5 protein-coding genes are annotated in these 4,782 nt (G+C 73.0%); 3 read left to right on the top strand and 2 right to left on the bottom strand.

Going from position 1 to position 4,782, the window contains the following annotated elements; genetic code table 11:
* The coding region (locus ACIWVC_RS34080; protein ID WP_396455133.1) for a hypothetical protein at nt 1-249 on the top strand (249 nt) is incomplete at its 5' end.
* Between the two features lie 10 nt (nt 250-259).
* Here the strand turns inward: ACIWVC_RS34080 and ACIWVC_RS34075 are convergent.
* Both ACIWVC_RS34075 and ACIWVC_RS34070 read right to left on the bottom strand, forming a co-directional pair.
* Nucleotides 260-1,060: a thioesterase family protein gene (locus tag ACIWVC_RS34075; RefSeq protein ID WP_396455131.1), complete on the bottom strand. Its 801-nt coding sequence runs from the start codon at nt 1,058-1,060 to the stop codon at nt 260-262.
* Nucleotides 1,061-1,100: 40 nt separating this feature from the next.
* Nucleotides 1,101-2,765 (bottom strand): LCP family protein, encoded by a 1,665-nt coding sequence (locus ACIWVC_RS34070; protein ID WP_396447659.1) that lies wholly within the window; start codon nt 2,763-2,765, stop codon nt 1,101-1,103.
* Nucleotides 2,766-3,036: 271 nt separating this feature from the next.
* Between ACIWVC_RS34070 and ACIWVC_RS34065 the strand changes: the two genes are divergently transcribed.
* Nucleotides 3,037-4,089, top strand: a complete 1,053-nt coding sequence (locus ACIWVC_RS34065; RefSeq protein WP_396447660.1) for a glycosyltransferase family 2 protein — start codon at nt 3,037-3,039, stop codon at nt 4,087-4,089.
* A gap of 94 nt (nt 4,090-4,183) precedes the next feature.
* A partial coding sequence (locus ACIWVC_RS34060) for a hypothetical protein (RefSeq protein ID WP_396455130.1) occupies nt 4,184-4,782 on the top strand: 599 nt, incomplete at its 3' end.

Raw genomic sequence — 4,782 nt, 5'->3', positions numbered from 1 at the left:
GAGGACGACGGCGAGGACGACGGCGATGGAGAGGCCGAAGGGGACGGCGGTGCGGCCGCCGGCGCGTCGGCGGCCGGAGACGGGGGCGGGGCCGCCAGCGAGGCGGTCGCCGCGGCGATGCCGGCGGTGAGCGTCACCGACACGGCGGCGGTCGTGGTGAACAGGGCGAGAAACCTTGTCGACATGTTCTGGGCTCCTGATGGTGACTTCGTTCTGTCACCGCGATTGTTACCCAGAGTGATCGATTGACAACACTAGGTTACGAGACTTCGTCGACGAGGAGGGTCTGGAGAACGCGGCCGAGGTCGCCGGAGCGGTCGGCCAGGGTCGCCTCGCAGAGGGCGCTGCCGCCCGGGTTCGCGTGCAGGGACGCGGCCATGCACAGCCACTCGCCGGCGGGGTCGCGGTGCAGGGCGACGGTCAGGTCCGTGTTGATGATCAGCCACTTGGAGAGGTCGAGCTGGCTGCCGATGCCGGACGCGCTGTCGGCGAGGCGGAGCGCGTGGATCAGCGGCGTGTCGGTCTCGCCGACGACGAGCGGGATCCGCGAGCGCGCCCAGACCGTGCCGGGGCCGGGCTCGGCGAACGAGCCGTGGACGAGGCGCCATTCCATCGACGCGAGGTAGCCGTGCACGTGGAGGCCGTGCCATTCCCCGAAGGGCCGCGCCGCGGCGGGCAGGGGCGGCGGGGGCGCGGTGTGCACCACCGGCTCCAGGTGGGACGGCGCCGCCAGGATCCGCCAGGCGGTGGCGCGGACGACCGTGCGCCCCTCGTGGGTGATCTCGCCTTCGAGGAGGCTGACCCGTTTGCCCGGACGCGCGGTGCGGACGCTCACCTCGAGTTCGGCGACCGGGACGGGGCTCAGGATCTCGACCGTCACGCGCGCCACGCGGGTGCCGGGGACGGGGTCGTGCCGCTCGAAGGCCCGCCCGACCAGGGCCGCCACCGGTCCGGCGTGCTGAAGGCCCGGCGACCAGGGGCCGGCCGTGGCCGCGGTGGAGGCGAACCGGCCGTCCCCCAGCGGCTCGTAGTACGTTTCGGCGGGCGCGTCCTCGGTCATGCGGCTCCTCCCACGTCCTAGAATGCCATTCTAGACAGGTTCAGGAGCAGAGCTTCGACGTGGCCGTGCCCGTCTCGATCGCCGGGGACGAGGACGGCGACGGGCTCGGGGCCACCTTCACCTTCTTCACGCCGTCCCAGTCCGCGCCCACCATCACCTGCAGCCGGGACCCCAGCGACGGCACCTTCTTCAGCTTGGCGCCGGGGATCGCGGCGGCCAGCGTCCTGGCCGAGTCCGCCCGGTCGGGGCCGTACTGGATCTGCGTGGTCCGCAGGCCGCGCCGCGCCACGCCCGGCGCGACCGTCACCTTGAAGCCGAGCCCGCGCAGCTGGCCGCCCGCCTTCGTGGCGAGGCCCGGCGTGCCGATCGCGTTCAGCACGCGGACGGAGATGTCGTCCGGCGGCACGGTCAGCTCGTCCTCGGGCTTCTGCGTCGGCGTGGCGCTCGGCTTCGCGGTGTGCCGGGCCAGCGGCTCGTCCCGCCGGATCCGGGTGAACAGGTCGCGCGCCTTCCCGTGGTCCCACTGGACGGTCGACTGCGGGGTCGGCGCGTTCCACAGGACGGCGTTGTAGTCGGGGTCGGCGAGCGGCACCTTCGCGAACGTGAGGTCGTCGGTCGAGAGGTTCTTCATCTGGTCGGCGAGCTTCGGCAGGTTGTCGGCCAGCTTCTCGTCGACCCGCAGCGACTTCAGCGCCGCGTTCAGGAACTTCGTCGACTTGACCGGGTCTCCGAGCGTCTTCGTCGACAGCGCCTGCTTCATCATCGCCGCGATGAACTGCTGCTGCCGGTCGATGCGGCCGAGGTCGCTGCCGCCGGTCAGAGCGTAGCGGGCGCGGGCGAAGGCGAGGGCCTTCAGGCCGTCGACGTGGGACGTGCCCGCGGGGAGCCTCAGCCCGCTCTTCGCGTCGTTGACCGGCTGCTCGACGCACACGTCGACGCCGCCCAGCGCGTCGACCATATGGACGAACCCGTAGAAGTTCACCTCGACGTAGTGGTCGATGGACACGCCCGTCGCCTGCTTGACCGTGCTGACCGTGAGGTCGGGGCCGCCGAACTGGTACGCCCAGGTCAGCTTGCCCGGACGGGCCGGGACCCGCGTCCCCTTCGCGCCCTCCGACCCGTTCGACCTGTGCGCCGGGATCGTGACGTAGGAGTCGCGCGGCAGGCTCACCACCGACACGCTGTCGTGATCGCGCGACACGTGCACCAGGAGCATCGTGTCCGAGCGCTCTCCGGGCTCGTGCCCGAGCTTGGCGGCCTTCTGCTGCGCCTTCGTCAGCCCCTCGCGCCGGTCGACGCCGGCGACCAGGATCGTCATCGCGCCCTTCGGCGCGTCCCGGCCCTTGCCGAGCCCGTCCACCGACACCTTGTCGATCATGCCGGTGACGTAGTTCTGGAACGCCCACGCGCCGCCCGAGGTCAGCAGCACGAACGCCGACATCGTCCCGGTCAGGGTGAGGAACCGCTTCTGCCGCCGGGCGCTCATCGCGGCGCGCGGGCTCAGCTGCCGGCCGGGCCGGCGCGGGCCGCGCGGGCCGTCCACCGTCACCCGCGGCGCGGGCATGCCGTCGATCGTCACGCCCTCGATGCCGTCGCCGTCGTCGCCGCCCGGCGCCGCGTGCGAGCCCGGACGCGGCCGGAAGTAGCGCTCCAGCGGATCGGCGTCCGCGGGACCGCCGCGACCCGAGTCGTGCCCGTCTGCCATGCCGGCCGCCGCCCTCCCGAAGATCACGTTCCACCGCGAGTCCCCACCACTCTAAAGTGGGGGGCGCCCGTCCGTTCGCTACCTGGACCTCGTGTCCTTGCAGTAACGTGGCGCCGTCTTGACCACACCCCGGCGGCCCGCACGCGAACCTGGGTGGCGTGGGCTGCGTCAGGCAAGCGAGCAAGAGAGGAAGGGGCGCCCGCCTCCGGTCCCGCCGGCCGGCGCGCGCCCGCGAGTCCACATGAATTCGTCTCCCCGTGCCCATCGCGCCATGAACCAGGAAGCCCAGTACGCCGTGAAGTCCCGTCCCGAGTCCGGTGAACGCACCTGGCCCGCGGTGTCGGTGGTCATGCCCGTCCTCAACGAGCAGCGCCACCTCGCCGACGCCGTGCGCGGCATCCTGAACCAGGATTACCCCGGCGAGCTGGAGCTCGTGCTCGCGGTCGGGCCGTCCCGCGACCGCACCGAGGAGATCGCCCGCAAGCTCGCCGCCGAGGACCCGCGCGTCCTCGTCGTCGCCAACCCGACCGGGCGCACCCCGCAGGGCCTCAACATCGCGATCAAGGCGTCGCAGTACTCGATCATCGTCCGGGTGGACGGGCACTCGCTGCTGCCGTCCGACTACGTCCGCGCGGCGGTCGAGACGATGGAGGAGACCGGCGCCGACAACGTCGGCGGGATCATGGCCGCCGAGGGCGTCACCCCGTTCGAGAAGGCGGTGGCGCGCGCGATGACGTCCAAGCTCGGCGTCGGCAACGCCCGGTTCCACACCGGCGGCGAGGCCGGCGAGGTCGAGACCGTCTACCTCGGGACGTTCCGGCGCAGCGCGCTGGAGCGGGTCGGCGGCTACGACGAGACGTTCGTCCGCGCCCAGGACTGGGAGATGAACCACCGCATCCGGGAGACCGGCGGCCGGATCTTCTTCACCCCGCGCATGCGGGTCACCTACCGGCCCCGCCCGAACCTGCGGGCCCTCGCCAAGCAGTACTTCCACACCGGCCGCTGGCGGCGCGTCGTGGGGCGCGAGCACCAGGGCACGCTGAACCTGCGCTACCTCGCGCCGCCGATCGCCGTGGTCGCGATGGCGGCGGGCGCGGTCGCCGGGCTGTTCGGGTTCTGGCCCGGCTGGATCCTGCCCGGCGGGTACGCGGCCGCGATGATCCTCGGCGCCGTCGTGGAAGGGCGCGGGCTGCCGCTCTCGGCCTGGGTGCGGCTGCCGCTGGTGTTCGCGACCATGCACGTGACCTGGGGCATCGGCTTCCTGACCAGCCCGCCGCGGCTCGGCCAGCCCACCCCGGTGAAGCCCGGCGAATCCGTCCAATAGCGCGCAGACCTGGACCCACCCGCGTATCCCCGGTGGTCATCGGCCCGCCTCACCGTTAGGTTGGGCGGGATCCCGCCCGCGGTACGGAGGTGTCATGTCCAACGGAGCACGCCACGGCCTCGGCGTGGTGATCGGCCTTGTCGTGACGCCGGTCATCGCGTTGTGCCTGTCCTACGGCGCGACCAAGTACACCGAGTACTTCCGGTACTTCGTCATCAGGGGCGGAAGCGAGCGCTGGGCCGCCACGGCCCTCGTCGTGGTCGCGGCCGTCCTGGTCGGCCTCGTGGCGGGCTCCCGGACCTCCCCGCTCGCCTCGCTCATCCCCGGTTTCGTCTACACGGTGGTCGGGATCCTCTGGGTCGTCGCTCCGCGCTGGTCCGTCGGGCATTCCGGGCGCGACCTGCTGCCGCGCGACATCCACATCGGCTACACGGTGCTCGCCCCGTACGGCGTCTTCCTGCTGCTGGGCGTCGCGCTCCTGGCGGCGTCGCTGCCGCCGTCGCGGTGGAGGGCGAGCACGCGCGCCGGCGCGGTGCCCCGCTTCACCGGCCCGCCGCCCGCGCCGATGGGCCCGCCGCCCATGCCGGGCGGCCCCGCGCCCATGGGGGCTCCGCAGCCGCCGCCGGCGCACGGCCCGTCCTGGCAGGGCGCACCCCAGTACGGCGCGCCGCCCGCGCAGCCCGCACCGCCGCC

The sequence above is a fragment of the Actinomadura sp. genome (assembly GCF_044508335.1).
In the GTDB taxonomy this organism is placed as follows: Bacteria; Actinomycetota; Actinomycetes; order Streptosporangiales; family Streptosporangiaceae; genus Spirillospora.
Note: the sequence above shows the minus strand (reverse complement) of the source record. Positions and strands in the feature narration are given on the sequence as shown.

Bases quoted from the DNA above. Each gene is read 5' to 3' on its own strand.
- ACIWVC_RS34075 (WP_396455131.1), bottom strand. From the start codon at position 1,060: ATGACCGAGGACGCGCCCGCCGAAACGTACTACGAGCCGCTGGGGGAC.
- ACIWVC_RS34070 (WP_396447659.1), bottom strand. From the start codon at position 2,765: ATGGCAGACGGGCACGACTCGGGTCGCGGCGGTCCCGCGGACGCCGAT.
- ACIWVC_RS34065 (WP_396447660.1), top strand. From the start codon at position 3,037: ATGAACCAGGAAGCCCAGTACGCCGTGAAGTCCCGTCCCGAGTCCGGT.